The following is a 12344-nucleotide window of genomic DNA, read 5'->3' on the forward strand; positions in this document are numbered from 1 at the left end:
TTGGTATCGGAATGCTATGAAACAGAATTATTCAGGTATTGCGCGCCTTAGGCGCGCATTTATGTATTCATGCTACGGCTTGCGCGACGGATGGCGCTTCGAAGAGGCTTTTCGTCTGGAAGTGGTGCTGTTTGTGCCGCTTTTTATCGCTTCCTTTTGGCTGGCACACGGCGTGGTCGAGTGGCTGATTCTGGTCATTAGCGTGTTGCAGCTAATGGTCTGCGAGCTGTTCAACTCCGCTGTCGAGGCCGTGGTGGATCGTATTGGCAGCGAGCATCATGAACTGTCGGGCCGTGCCAAGGATCTGGCGGCTGGTGCGGTAATGATCAGCATTGCGATTACGCTATTGGTGTGGGGCAGCTTTATTGTCATGCGCTTGATTTAGCGGCATTGCGGTTGCGACAACGTTCTAGCACTAAAACACCGCAGGGCACTAAAGCACCGCAGGGTACGCTACTGCTTTTCTTCGGAATAAGCGGCGATGCTCTCCTCAGAGGAGTGGCGTTTTGCCATGCGTCGCTGCCCCTGGCGGGTCGATACCCAGCACAGAATTGACCCGAGCACGACCAGTCCTGCCCCTTGCCAGAAGGCCGCGGTTAGCGATGCGCTGAGCATAATTGCCGCCAGCAGCGCTGAGATAACCGGAATGAAGTACGACGCTCCCGCCAACAGCGTGATATTGCCACGCAGCATGCCCAGATTCCACGCGCCATAGCCAAGCCCCAGCGCAGCGCCTGCGGCCAGCAGGTAGCCTATGCCATGGAGCGTGACCGCATTGAAACTACTGTTTCCCAGTAAAAATCCTGCCCATAGCACAATAGCGGTAGCGCTGAAAAAGAGCGTAATGCCATTGGCGCCTCCTGACATTCGTACGGTGATGGTGCAGTAGGTTGACCAGATGAAAACGCCCGCGAGGGCCAGCAGGTAGCTGGTAGGGTTACTTTGCAAATGAGCGAACAGAGTGGTGATGCTGAGGCCATGATCGCCTCCCAGTACCTGGAAGACACCCAGCAAGGCAAGCCCGATACCTGGCAGCATCAAAAGGCTGGCACGCTGTTTATTGAAGATTACCGCCATGACCATGGTAACCGCCGGCCACAGATAATTGATCATTCCCGCTTCAATGGCTTCCCGGCTGTTATTGGCGTAACCAATCGAAAGCGACAAACACAGCTCATAACATACAAAAAGTGCGCACCCTACGACTAGATAGCGGCGTGGAAACTGCGTGAGCGCAGGCGGCCTGGCAATCACCCACAGCAGCGCGGATGCCACGGTGTAAACCAGCGCAGCACCACCGACAACCCCCCATTCGTCGGCCACTACCCTGAGGAGTCCCACCAGCAGGCTCCACAGCAGCACTGCACATAGCCCAATCGCGGTATATCGCGTGCTCTGATTCATCAAAATTACCTGCCGCTGAAACGTTATCAATTATTTCGGATGGGAGAGGGGCCATGCCTCATGCCGTAGTAAAAGGTATCACGTTGCCCTGGCGTCCCCAATGCGTGGAAGCGCCGTTTCTCGTGGAAAGGCGTACTGCATTCGTAGTAGTCGCTATTTTCGGCAGCGTCTCAAACGATGGGAACGTTTTTATAACGCTTGCTGGTCACACATCGGCTGAGAAGGGGCACCGCCGCTGCGGTTATCTTTTGCTGAGCAGCGGCAGTGGGGGGAATTCCTTACAGAAGCGACTCGATGGCGGGATCATATTTATCCACCACAAATTCGATGACGCGGTAGTCCGCCATTTTGTGCTTGTAGAAAGGATCTTCGCTGATAATGGCATCCAGCTCGTCACGAGAGAGCTTGCCATTAGCAAGGATAATGCCGCCATCGCGCGGGTTCTTGGCTCCTGACGCAATAAAATGCTGCTTCGCATAGTGTTCATCAAGATAGTTAAGGTGCGGCACTACCTGTGGCTGTACTTCATCAACAGGGCAGGTGAAGGTCAGTTCTATGACATACATAAGCGTCTCCCTCGTTATTGGCTGAATGACAATCGACGTTGCTGCTAACGGTAGCGGTAATCGTGCGGCTCAGGCAACTCATTGATGGCATTAAGCTGAACAAGCAATAGGGAAGGTGGCGATCAGTCGCTGCAATATTGTCACTATTCGCTATCCGCGAGAGCCGTTATGGTGGTAGTGAATATCAGCTAATCGAGAGGGCAACGTGATGCAACAACGTCAGTTAGGCCAGCAGGGGCTTGAAGTATCTGCACTTGGTTATGGCTGCATGGGACTCAACAGCAGCTACGGCAGTGCTCTTTCCAGCGATGAAGCCAATCGTCTGCTGCGCGCAGCCGTTGATCGGGGCGTCACCTTTTTCGATACCGCCGAAGTCTATGGGCCTTTTACCAATGAGAAGCTGGTCGGCGAAGCGCTTGCACCCGTGCGAGATCAGGTCACGATTGCGACCAAATTCGGTTTTCGTATAGAAGACGGTGCTTCAGTAGGAGTAAACAGTCGCCCCGAGCATATCAGGGAGGTAGTTGAGGCATCCTTGCAGCGTTTGGGTATCGAACAGATTGATTTGCTGTATCAGCATCGCGTAGATCCCGACGTGCCGATTGAAGAAGTCGCGGGCATGGTCAAACAGCTTATCGACGAGGGCAAGGCCAGGTTTTTCGGTATGTCGGAGCCGAGCGTTGAAACCTTGCGTCGCGCCCATGCCGTTCAGCCAGTAACCGCTCTTCAGAACGAATATTCGCTATGGACGCGAGATATCGAGCACAACGGTATTCTGGCAGCCTGCGAAGAGTTGAACATTGGGTTGGTACCCTATAGCCCGCTGGGGCGCGGATTTTTGACCGGCGCTCTGTCCGGCAGCCAACCGTTCGATAGCAGTGATTTCCGCAGTCGCCTGCCGCGCTTTACCGCCGAAGCGATGCAGAGCAATCAGGCGCTGCTCGACCTGCTCAAGCGTATCGCCGACAGCAAGCAAGCGACTTCTGCACAAATCGCACTGGCGTGGCTGTTGGCACAGAAGCCTTGGATAGTGCCCATTCCGGGAACCACCAAACTGCACCGCCTGGAAGAGAATCTGGGCGCGGCGGCGCTGGAGTTAAGTGCCAGTGAAGTTGAAGAAATTACTCGGCTCGCCGATGCCATTCCTATCGAGGGCGCGCGTTATCCTGATGACTTGATGAAAGCGACGGGGCGTTAAATAGAGCCATCTGCCTTAACTGCCACTGTGCGGGCATACTAATTTTGGTTTAGGCAGTGGATACTTTCTCGAATTCAGGCATGGCTAGCTTCACGGTGCTAGCGGCCGCTGTGATGAGGTGTATCGCCGGTATCGCGGCTGACGATCTTGGCAGGAATGCCAACGGCAGTCGCGTGGGGTGGTATCTCTGTCAATACCACCGAGCCTGCACCAATGCGTGCTGCTTCGCCAATCTCGATATTCCCCAGGAGCTTGGCATCGGCGCCGATAAATGCTCCTCGGCGCACCTTCGGATGGCGATCCCCTGTATGTGCACCAGTCCCTCCCAGGGTAACACTATGCAGGAGCGTAACATCGTCCTCGATCACGGCAGTTTCGCCAATCACTACACCGGTCGCATGATCCACAAAAATTCCGCAGCCCAGACACGCCGCTGGATGAATGTCGGTTTGAAAAACCTCGGAGGAGCGATGCTGTAGGTAGCGTGCCAGGTGATGACGTCTTTGTTTCCATAGCGCATGTGCGAAGCGATGGGTAGTAAGCGCATGGACGCCCTTCATGTAGAGCAGTACTTCACTTGCCTGATGGACAGCAGGATCGCGCTCCAGTACCGCATTAATATCACTGGCGAGAGCGCCAACGATGTCAGGGTGGTCAGTGAGTAGCCGAGAGAAGAGGTCGAGCAGTGGCGCTGCCGGAAAGTCCGCAGCCGCCAGTCGATGAGCAAGGCGGTGTGCCAGAGCCTCGGGGAGCGAATGGCGGTCAACGATGGCACTCAGCATGAGTGGTGTGAGCAGCGGCTCCTGCTCCAGGGGCGCCAGCGCTTCAGCACGTATTTGCTGCCATAAAACATCAGTATTATTGGAAAAGGACATCGCTGCTCTCGCGCCGCATAATAGGAATATCATTCAGCATAACCCGTGGAAGAGAGCAACGATATGACCACCACTATCAGGGCCGCCAACGCGTCCGACATCGCCACCATTACCGAGATATATAATGACGCGGTAGCTAATACCACCGCGATATGGAATGACCAGCAGGTCGATGAAGCCAACCGCTTGCGCTGGCTGTACGAGCATGAACAGCAAGGGTTTCCAGTGCTGGTCGCTGTGAATGAGCAGCAGCAGACGGTGGGCTATGCGACCTATGGCGCGTGGCGGGCGTTCGATGGCTACCGTTTTACTGTGGAACATTCGGTGTACGTTCACCGTGACGCTCGCGGTGGCGGTATCGGTAAGCAGTTGATGCGGGCCTTGATTGAGCGCGCGCAGGCTCAGGGCCTGCACATAATGGTGGCCGGTATTGATGCCAGCAACCACGCTTCAATCGCGCTGCACGAGCGGCTGGGATTCAAGCAGACAGGAATGCTGCCGGAAGTGGGTACCAAGTTTGGGCGCTGGCTGGATCTGGTCTTTCTTCAACTCATGCTGGAAGAACAGTAGCGGCGAGCCTGGTTGCGCAGGAATGAAGCGATCTTCGGGTCGCTTTTTTTGTCTGTTCACTTCTGGTGCTCGAAGCGCTCGCAGGAGGCTCTCGTTGAGCAGACTTCTGCGGGGGCAGTGGATAGCGCTTCTTCTACATCATGCAGATATATCCGCGCTTCAATTGTAGGGTCAGGCGTCGATATAAATCTCACCATGCCAGCACAAATGGCAGGTGAGGTACGAGAGGTCGGCCACTCTTGATCAAAAACGGTGGCACAATGACGTTTCTGGGATATGCTTGGGCGTATCAATAGCAGGGGGAGAACCTCGTGAGAGAGAAGCGTTACATCGCGGTTGCGCTGGTTGCCGCCATCGCCAGCCTGTTGCTTCAAGGCTTTATCGAACTTCACTGGTTGCCGCGTTTTGTGCTGTCATTTGGAGTAGTGGGCATGGCCTGCTATATCGCGCATAGTCTGCTTCGCAACCGCCCGAAACCAAGCGATAAGGATCATGAGCAGTACTGATGGGAATACTGAAGCGGTTGGGCACGGGAGCTACCGTCACATTGCTATGCCTGAGTGCTGGCTGCGCATCGCTCGATCAATCGAACGGCAAGTTTGCGGCACACGCTGACGTGCATTCGGTGCGGGCCAATAGCCCGGGTAATCTTGATCGTATTTCTCAGGCGCTCTGCCCTTATGGCTATCAGGTGTTGTGGATGGATCGCGACTTTCTTGAGTGGCAGTCCTCCATTCAGTGCAAGCCTGCTCGATAGAGGGAAGGCAGCTTCCCGCATAGCGCTTTCGCGAAGCCTAATCAATCTGCACAGGGTGTGTCCTTGCTAGCACACATAAAAAAGCCGAAGGCGTATGCCCTCGGCTTTTTACGTATCATCTCAGCGAACCGAGACAAGTGGCAACATTGACTACTCTTTGCCTTTCTCAGCCTGCTGTTGCTCTTCAGCCTGTTGCTGCTTATAAAGCTCAGGGTGTTCGTAGATCAGATTGTCACGACGAACTTCCAGGCGTTCGATTTCGCTGCTGATGTCCTCAACCTGTTCTTCGATGGTCTCATGGTGCTCGGCCAGCAGCTCCTTGGCTTCCGCCTTGTCTGCCGCAGCCGGTTTGGAGCCGATCAGGCGTTTGCCTGCGGTTTCACGGGTGCACAGAATAGTGATGGCACCGATGACACCGGCCAGCATCAGATAGAAGGCTGGCATATAGAGGTTGCCGCTTGCGCTGATCAGCCAGCTGGTCACCAGAGGCGTAGTACCACCAAACAGCGATACCGACACGTTAAACGCAATGGCGAGCGCGCCATAACGAATCGCGGTGGGGAACAGTGCAGGCAGTGTCGAAGGCATGGTGCCCGTGAAGCAGTTCAGTGTCAGGCCCATCATGATCAGACCGATAAGAATGAACGCTTCATTGCCGCTTTGGATCAACCATAGCTCAGGCACTGACAGGAGCAGGGCGGCCATGCTGCCGAACAGAATAATGGGCTTGCGACCTATCTTGTCGCTCAACGCACCGACGATCGGCTGCATCACCAGCATTACCAGCATCACGACCAGCACCAGATAAGTACCGTGGCTTTGGCTGTAATTGAGGTTTGCCGACAGATAAGTAGGCATGTACGACAGCAGCATGTAGTCGGTAACGTTGAACACCAGTACCAGTCCAATGCAGACCAGCAGCGGCTTCCAGTGACCGGTTACCATGTTGACGAATTCGTTCTTCTGCGTCGGCTCGGAGGCAGCCTGTTCGGACTGATCCTGGAAAGCGGGTGTTTCTTCAAGCCTGCTACGCATATACAGACCGATGATGCCGAGCGGCCCTGCGACGAAGAACGGAATACGCCAGCCCCACGAATGTAGATCGCCGGTAGGCAGCAGTGTTGTCAGAATGCTGACAATGGCCGCGCCAAGGAAATAACCGCTGGTAGTACCGAATTCGAGCCAGCTACCCATCAGACCGCGTTTGCGGTCGGGGGAGTATTCCGCGATAAAGGTCGCTGCGCCGCCGTATTCACCGCCGGTAGAGAAGCCCTGTACCAGGCGGGCCAGCAGCAGCAGGATGGGAGCCCAGACGCCAATTGAATCGTAGCTCGGGATCAGGCCGATACAGAAGGTACTGGCCGACATCATGATCATGGTCAGGGCAAGAATCTTCTTGCGGCCAACCTTGTCGCCCAGCGGCCCGAATACCATGCCACCAATGGGGCGGATCAGGAAGGCGACGGTGAAGGCACCGAAAGTAGCCAGCTGGCGAATGGTAGGGTCAGCGCCAGTAAAGAAAACATCACCAATAACGACGGCGAGATACGCGTAGACGCCGAAATCATACCATTCCATGGCATTTCCTAGCGCCGCAGCGGCGACCGCACGCTTCAGCGTGGGACTATCAATAACGGTGATATCTTCAAGACGCAACCGCTTCTTGCGGCGGCGCTTTTTATGCATGTTCTTGCTGTCATCCAATGACGCGCTTGAACTCATTTAGTCACTCCTTATGCTGGTTATCCCTTGCAAAGGGGAGAGAGTCAGGGCAAGCGCTTTAGTATAACAGCTTAATATAAGGATTTCATAAGGAAGCAGGCGGCGCTCAACCACGCGCTTCCTGTCAGGTTAGTGGTCACTCAGGATATGCCAAGATCATTGATCAGAGCGTTTTCAACCTGGGTAATGCGCTGCTGAAGCTCCTCATCACTGTCGGCGAGCACCGTTACATGGCCGATCTTGCGCCCGGGTCGAGGTGCCTTGTTGTAGTCATGCAGACGCACGCCGGGAAGGGCCAGCAACGTCTCGGCAGGGGGCATGGCGCCAATGATGTTCAGCATTGCGCACGGCGTGAGCAGATCGGTGGTGCCCAGCGGTAATCCCGCCACGGCGCGCACATGGTTTTCGAATTGGCTGGTTTGCGCCCCTTCGATGCTCCAGTGGCCGGAGTTGTGTACGCGCGGCGCAATTTCATTGGCGATCAGGCCATTGGCCGTGACAAAAAACTCGAACGCCATGACACCGACGTAATCAAGAGCATCCATGACCTGACCGGCATAGCGGAAGGCGTCCTGACGGCAAGGGTGCTGCTGACGGGGAATAGCGCAGTGCAGAATGCCGGAGCGATGTTCGTTCTCGCTGATGTCCCAGAAGCGCGTCTCGCCATCGCGTCCGCGTACCGCAATAACAGAAACCTCATGATCGAAATCGACGAAGCCTTCCAGAATCAGCGGCACGCCACCCAGCTCTTCGAACGTTCCCGCAATATCCTGCTCGTGGCGCAGCACTTTCTGGCCCTTGCCGTCATAGCCTAACGTGCGCGTTTTAAGCACCGCCGGTAGCCCGACCCTGGCAACAGCCTCTTCCAGATCATTCTGGCTATCAATGCGAGCGATGGGCGGCAGCGGAATATCCAGCGATGCAAAAAGAGACTTCTCCAGCAGGCGATCTCGCGAGGTCTCCAGTGCGTTGGACGGGGGGAAGGCGGGACGATGGCTGCTGAGCTGCTCCAAGGCACGCGGCGAAACGTTCTCGAACTCGAAGGTGATCGCATCCGCACGTTCGATCAGCGCATGCAGAGCATCGGCATCGTCCCAGTCGGCGGTGAGCAGCCTGCCGTAGGGGGCGGCACAGGGGGCTTTGGCGGGATCAAGGAAGGTAAATTCGATATTCAGCGGAGCGCCCGCTTGCGCCATCATTTGGCCTAGCTGCCCTGCGCCCACGATACCAATATGCATCGCTCTGCTCCTGTTGTTGATAAACGGCGGTTACGCACTGGTGAGTGCTTTCATGTGAATCGTCAATCGAGTGCGCGACGCTCAGAGCCTTTCAAAGTCTGCTGCGCGTTGGCTCTACTGCGTTAAAAACAGGCTCGGAGTGCTCATTTACAGCGCATAAATGCCGCGTCCTCGCCTGTTTTTGCCTTGCATAGCGTTAGTTCGCGAGACGTTGAGCAGGCTCTCAGGCAGTACGCGGATCAGGATTGTTCAGTACGCGCTGGGTTTGCTGCTCGCGGAAGGTTTGCAGAGCTGTGCGCACGTCGCTGTCAGTGGTTGCCAGTATGGAAGCTGCCAGCAGTGCAGCGTTAATCGCGCCTGCGCGGCCAATTGCGAGGGTAGCGGTCGGCACGCCAGCAGGCATCTGCACAATCGAAAGCAGGGAATCGACCCCCGACAGCGTACTGGATTTTACCGGCACGCCCAGCACCGGCAGCCAGGTCTTGGCCGCACACATGCCTGGCAGATGCGCTGCACCACCGGCCCCTGCGATGATGACCTGAAGCCCTCGGTCAGCGGCCTGTTCTGCGTATTCAAACAGCAGATCAGGAGTGCGGTGTGCTGACACCACCCGCACTTCATGCTCTATGCCGAGCTGTTCCAGCGTGCTGGCGGTGTGGTGCATGGTGTCCCAGTCGGAGCTGGAACCCATGATAATGCCTACTCGTACACTCATCGTTGCTCCACTGATAGTCAGAGTGCCCTGTATGGGGCGGGTGGTGTGTGCATGCACTGATGGCCCCGCAGCCGTAGCCCTGAATGCCGCGTATGGCGGAGCGGGCTGGTTGACGGCTGCCAGGCCAGGGAATCCGCTAGTTTACCACCTGAATTGCGATAACTTCACGCACCACTGGCGGGTTACACCCCCCGTTTTCATACGACTACTCCCTATAAACGCAAGCGCCCCGAGGTATCACCTCAGGGCGCCTGGAGAGCTAGCGGGGAATGGCGTCAGTCATTCTTCATTGAGTCGCGAAGTTTCGCTACGTCGGAAGGTGAGACGGCATTGGCTGCGTTGCCCCAGCTATTGCGCACAAAGGTCAGTACATTAGCGATCTGCTCATCGCTCATGTTCCAGCCAAAGGCAGGCATCGACGGGCCAGTAGGCGCTGCATCGGTGGACCCTGCGCGTGAACCGGCCAGTACCACACGGATCAGTGAAGTGGGATCATCCTGACGCATCAGCGAATTGTTCGCCAGACGCGGGAATAGTCCTTCAACACCCTTGCCATCCGGTGTGTGGCAGCCTGCGCAACGATCCGCGTAGATCTGTCCACCTGGCTGCATGCGGTTGTCGTCGCTGGCAATCGGCTCGGGCGGTGTGGTCTGATGATCACCGTCGCTGCCTTCCTTCAGGTAGGTAGCAACCGCCTGCAAATCCTTCTCGGTCCAGTATTGCGAGGAGTTGGTGACCTCTTCCGCCATCGGGCCTGACGCGATGTCAAACTTGTTCTTGCCATCTCTCAGGTAATCGACCAGATCCTGTTTTGACCACTCACCAATACCCTTGTGGTTATCGGGGGAGATATCCGGCACGGTCCAGTTTTCAAGCACGCTGGCCTTGAGGAACTGACTGTTCTTGTCGCCGCCAATCAGGTTTTTCGGCGTATGGCAGGTGCCGCAGTGACCAAGACCTTCCACAATGTAGGCGCCGCGATTCCACTCGTCTGATTTTTTGGGATCGGGTTTGAATTCGCCCTGATTGAAGTTGATCAGGTTCCAGCCAATCAGCGACATGCGGATGTTGAACGGGAACGGTAGCTGGTTGGCAACAATATCGTTTTCAACCGGCTCGACCGTGTGCAGATACGACCACATGGCGCGCAGATCTTCATCGCTCACCTTGGTATAGGCGGTGTAGGGCATCGCGCCATACAGGTGGCCTACCGGTGCCTTGCCTTCCGTCATGGCGCTCTTGAACTGCTGGAAGTTCCAGTTGCCAATACCGGTCGCCTTGTCCGGCGTGATGTTGGGAGCGACCAGCTTGCCGAACGGCGTAGCGAGCGCCACGCCCCCCGCCAGAGGCTTGCCACCTTCCTTGGTGTGACAGGCAGCACAGTCGCCCAGAGTCGCGATATAGCGGCCTTTTTGTACGGTATCGTAATCGGTCGAGATACCGTAGCCATCTTCGCTACCGGCAGCGCTTGCCGAGGTGGCTGCGGTGAGCGCCAGGGAGCCGCCCAGTAGAGTCATCAGCAGTTTGTTCATCCGATCATCTCTCCCGGGTTTTTCAAGTAAAGACGGCGAATCGCATCGGCGGCTTTATAGGCCAGCGCGCCTACCGTGCCGGTAGGGTTGAAGCCGGGGTTTTGCGGCGCAGCGGAAGCGCCCACCACGAACAGGTTGGGAATACCCCAGGTCTGCAAGTGCTTGTTGACGGAGCTGGTGCTGGGGTCGCTGCCCATCAGGAATCCGCCGGTCATGTGCGAAGACTGATAGCTCAGGTTGTTCCACGGACGAGTACGCGGTGTTTTTACTACCTGATCAGCGCCCATGCGCTCACCGATTTCGCCGATCTTGTCGGTGACATACTGCGCCATGCGCATGTCGTTATCGGGGAAGTCGAAGGTCATGCGCAGCAGCGGATAACCGTGTGGGTCCTTGTAGGTCGGATCAAGCGACAGGTAGTTACCCTGCTGGGCATAGCTGCTGGCTTCACAGCCAACGCTCATGTTGCCGAGGTAATGTTCCTTGACCGCACGCTTCCACTGGCCGCCCCACTTGGGAGTGCCGGGCGGAACCGGAGTATTGCCAATGGGCGCAGCACCGATAGGGGTAACGCGGGTACTGCCGCCACCGAAAAAGCCAAGCCCCGAGTGATCGAAGTTATCGTTGTTCAGCTCGTCGATACCCATGCCAACGGCACCGCCGCCAATGAACGGGTTGAAGTTCTTGTCCTTGAAGAACAGCTGCGCGTTGTTGGCAGTCTGGTAGCAGTAGTTACGGCCAGTGGTGCCTTTGCCTGTGCGTGGATCATAGGGCGTGCCTACACCCGAGAGTAGCATCAGACGCACATTCTCAAGAATGAAGGCGGCGACAATCACCAGCTCGGCAGGCTGCTCCCAGGTACGGCCAGAAGCGTCAGTGTAGATAACGCCTGTCGCACGTTTGCCGCTGCCATCGAGGGTGACGCGGTGCACTTCACTGTTGGTCTTGGCAATGAAGTTGGGCTTGCGGATCAGCGCCGGAAGAATGGTGGTGATCGCGCTGGCCTTGGAGTAGTTGGCGCAGCCGTAGTTGGTGCAGAAACCGCAGTAGGTGCACGGCCCCATGGTAACGCCCAGCGGGTTGGTATAGGCGCGTGATACCAGTGAGGAGGGCACATAGTAGGGCTTGTAGCCCATCTCGGCGGCAGTCTTGGCGAAAAGTGTCGGGCCGTAAGGCTGCTTCAGCGGTGGGTTGGGGTACTCGCCAGAGCGCGGCCCTTCAAAAGGGTTACCCCCTTCCTGAATTTCACCTTTGATATTGCCCGCCTTGCCAGAAGTGCCGGCAATCGCTTCGAACTTGGCGTAATGCGGCTCCATCTCATCCCAATCGGTGCCCCAGTCCTGTAGTGTCAGGTTGGAGTCGTTGTACGCCTGCTGGCCGTAACGTTCGATCAGGTGACTTTTCAGCCGGAAGGTGGACGGGTCGTAGCGGTAGGTGATACCCGCCCAGTGGTTGCCCGCGCCGCCAGTACCGTTGCCTGGGTGGAAAGAGCCCCATTCACGCATCGGTAGCGCTGTCTGTGAAGTGTTGTTGCGCATCGTCACGGTATTCTGACGCGTGCGTAGCATCAGCTCCTGGCGTGCGCTATAGCGTAGTTCGTCAGGTGCCGAGGCGATGTTGAAGTCCTGCGCTGTATCGCGCCAGGGGCCGCGCTCAAAGCCGATGACATTGAGACCTTCTTCGGCCAGTTCGTGAGCAAGAATGGATCCTGCCCAGCCAAGACCGACAACTACAACGTCGGTTGCAGGTAATTTGGTAGCCATTACA

Annotated in this window: 13 protein-coding genes; 5 read left to right on the forward strand and 8 right to left on the reverse strand. The window is 56.5% G+C overall.

Going from position 1 to position 12344, the window contains the following annotated elements:
• Nucleotides 1–61 precede the first annotated feature (61 nt).
• Entirely contained in the window at nt 62–385 is a 324-nt protein-coding gene (locus L881_RS0110655) for a diacylglycerol kinase (RefSeq protein ID WP_245587967.1), read from the forward strand.
• A 68-nt stretch (nt 386–453) separates the two neighbouring features.
• Here L881_RS0110655 and yddG read toward each other — a convergent pair whose 3' ends face one another.
• Entirely contained in the window at nt 454–1404 is a 951-nt protein-coding gene (gene yddG / locus L881_RS0110660; RefSeq protein WP_025733683.1) for an aromatic amino acid DMT transporter YddG, read from the reverse strand.
• A 278-nt stretch (nt 1405–1682) separates the two neighbouring features.
• Entirely contained in the window at nt 1683–1970 is a 288-nt protein-coding gene (locus tag L881_RS0110665; RefSeq protein WP_025733684.1) for a YciI family protein, read from the reverse strand.
• A 208-nt stretch (nt 1971–2178) separates the two neighbouring features.
• On the opposite strand from L881_RS0110665, the gene L881_RS0110670 reads away from it, so the two are divergent.
• On the forward strand, nt 2179–3168 hold the full coding sequence (locus L881_RS0110670) for an aldo/keto reductase (RefSeq protein ID WP_025733685.1): 990 nt from the start codon (nt 2179–2181) through the stop codon (nt 3166–3168).
• A gap of 98 nt (nt 3169–3266) precedes the next feature.
• On the opposite strand, the gene cysE is transcribed toward L881_RS0110670, so the two are convergent.
• The gene (gene cysE / locus L881_RS0110675) at nt 3267–4043 is read right to left on the reverse strand and encodes a serine O-acetyltransferase (protein ID WP_025733686.1); all 777 of its coding nucleotides are present in this window, start codon (nt 4041–4043) and stop codon (nt 3267–3269) included.
• A gap of 63 nt (nt 4044–4106) precedes the next feature.
• On the opposite strand from cysE, the gene L881_RS0110680 reads away from it, so the two are divergent.
• From L881_RS0110680 to L881_RS0110690, 3 genes are all read left to right on the forward strand, one after another.
• Entirely contained in the window at nt 4107–4613 is a 507-nt protein-coding gene (locus L881_RS0110680; protein ID WP_025733687.1) for a GNAT family N-acetyltransferase, read from the forward strand.
• 311 nt (nt 4614–4924) lie between these two features.
• The gene (locus L881_RS0110685; protein WP_025733688.1) at nt 4925–5119 is read left to right on the forward strand and encodes a hypothetical protein; all 195 of its coding nucleotides are present in this window, start codon (nt 4925–4927) and stop codon (nt 5117–5119) included.
• Nucleotides 5119–5370, forward strand: coding sequence for a hypothetical protein (locus L881_RS0110690; protein ID WP_025733689.1), 252 nt, complete (start codon nt 5119–5121; stop codon nt 5368–5370). Before L881_RS0110685 ends, L881_RS0110690 begins: the two co-directional genes overlap by 1 nt.
• Nucleotides 5371–5520: 150 nt before the next feature.
• Here the strand turns inward: L881_RS0110690 and proP are convergent, their stop codons facing one another.
• From proP to L881_RS0110715, 5 genes are all read right to left on the reverse strand, one after another.
• Nucleotides 5521–7092, reverse strand: coding sequence for a glycine betaine/L-proline transporter ProP (gene proP / locus L881_RS0110695; protein ID WP_211238917.1), 1572 nt, complete (start codon nt 7090–7092; stop codon nt 5521–5523).
• Between the two features lie 140 nt (nt 7093–7232).
• A complete protein-coding gene (locus L881_RS0110700; RefSeq protein ID WP_025733691.1) occupies nt 7233–8330 on the reverse strand; it encodes a 5-(carboxyamino)imidazole ribonucleotide synthase in 1098 nt (365 codons plus the stop codon).
• A gap of 223 nt (nt 8331–8553) precedes the next feature.
• Entirely contained in the window at nt 8554–9045 is a 492-nt protein-coding gene (gene purE, locus L881_RS0110705; protein ID WP_025733692.1) for a 5-(carboxyamino)imidazole ribonucleotide mutase, read from the reverse strand.
• Nucleotides 9046–9320: 275 nt separating this feature from the next.
• Nucleotides 9321–10577, reverse strand: a complete 1257-nt coding sequence (locus tag L881_RS0110710; RefSeq protein ID WP_025733693.1) for a cytochrome c — start codon at nt 10575–10577, stop codon at nt 9321–9323.
• Complete coding sequence (locus L881_RS0110715; RefSeq protein WP_025733694.1) at nt 10574–12340, reverse strand: GMC family oxidoreductase; 1767 nt, start codon at nt 12338–12340, stop codon at nt 10574–10576. The genes L881_RS0110710 and L881_RS0110715 overlap by 4 nt, the downstream gene beginning before the upstream one ends.
• Between the last annotated feature and the right edge of the window lie 4 nt (nt 12341–12344).

The organism is Carnimonas nigrificans ATCC BAA-78 (assembly GCF_000526695.1).
In the GTDB taxonomy this organism is placed as follows: domain Bacteria; phylum Pseudomonadota; class Gammaproteobacteria; order Pseudomonadales; family Halomonadaceae; genus Carnimonas; species Carnimonas nigrificans.

Bases quoted from the DNA above. Each gene is read 5' to 3' on its own strand.
- purE (WP_025733692.1), bottom strand. From the start codon at position 9,045: ATGAGTGTACGAGTAGGCATTATCATGGGTTCCAGCTCCGACTGGGAC.
- yddG (WP_025733683.1), bottom strand. From the start codon at position 1,404: ATGAATCAGAGCACGCGATATACCGCGATTGGGCTATGTGCAGTGCTG.
- L881_RS0110680 (WP_025733687.1), top strand. From the start codon at position 4,107: ATGACCACCACTATCAGGGCCGCCAACGCGTCCGACATCGCCACCATT.
- L881_RS0110690 (WP_025733689.1), top strand. From the start codon at position 5,119: ATGGGAATACTGAAGCGGTTGGGCACGGGAGCTACCGTCACATTGCTA.
- cysE (WP_025733686.1), bottom strand. From the start codon at position 4,043: ATGTCCTTTTCCAATAATACTGATGTTTTATGGCAGCAAATACGTGCT.
- proP (WP_211238917.1), bottom strand. From the start codon at position 7,092: ATGAGTTCAAGCGCGTCATTGGATGACAGCAAGAACATGCATAAAAAG.
- L881_RS0110670 (WP_025733685.1), top strand. From the start codon at position 2,179: ATGCAACAACGTCAGTTAGGCCAGCAGGGGCTTGAAGTATCTGCACTT.
- L881_RS0110655 (WP_245587967.1), top strand. From the start codon at position 62: ATGTATTCATGCTACGGCTTGCGCGACGGATGGCGCTTCGAAGAGGCT.
- L881_RS0110710 (WP_025733693.1), bottom strand. From the start codon at position 10,577: ATGAACAAACTGCTGATGACTCTACTGGGCGGCTCCCTGGCGCTCACC.
- L881_RS0110700 (WP_025733691.1), bottom strand. From the start codon at position 8,330: ATGCATATTGGTATCGTGGGCGCAGGGCAGCTAGGCCAAATGATGGCG.
- L881_RS0110715 (WP_025733694.1), bottom strand. From the start codon at position 12,340: ATGGCTACCAAATTACCTGCAACCGACGTTGTAGTTGTCGGTCTTGGC.
- L881_RS0110665 (WP_025733684.1), bottom strand. From the start codon at position 1,970: ATGTATGTCATAGAACTGACCTTCACCTGCCCTGTTGATGAAGTACAG.